Genomic DNA, 464 nt, shown 5'->3' with positions numbered 1-464 from the left:
CCATTTGCAGCGACGATGGTATTTGGAAGTATTGCAAAAGCAGTGTCTAAATTTAAAGAAGAATCAAAGAAACATGGCTTCACTGGAAAAGAAGCACGATGTTCTTACTTTTTAAATGTAACCGATTCCAAAGATGAGGCTGAAGAAACTAAAAAGCGAATGCTTAAATATTTCACAGGGTTAGTACCTGCATTTCCTGGTGACCCATCTACAGCACCACCACATATTCGTTACTTTGTAGATATTGTAGAGAAACTAAAGACCATGAGAACGGAAGATTTAAGTGAGAATAGCATTATTGTCGGAGATGCTAATTATGTAACAAAGAAATTAAAGGAAGTAGAAGAATCAGGAATCGAAGAAGTTATTATTTACTTTGATTTTGGAGGTCTCTCGCATGAAGAAACGTTAAAGGCTATGAAACGTTTTAGAGAAGGTGTGATGCCCCACTTTGAAAATAGTAA

Annotated in this window: 1 pseudogene; it reads left to right on the top strand. The window is 36.0% G+C overall.

The annotated features are described in order from the left end of the window. Positions 1–464: pseudogene (locus tag ACHABW_RS25970) on the top strand (LLM class flavin-dependent oxidoreductase); the annotation flags it as partial.

Source organism: Salipaludibacillus sp. CF4.18, assembly GCF_051262595.1.
Lineage (GTDB): Bacteria > Bacillota > Bacilli > Bacillales > Salisediminibacteriaceae > Salipaludibacillus > Salipaludibacillus neizhouensis.
This window is presented reverse-complemented; position numbering and strand designations above follow the sequence as displayed.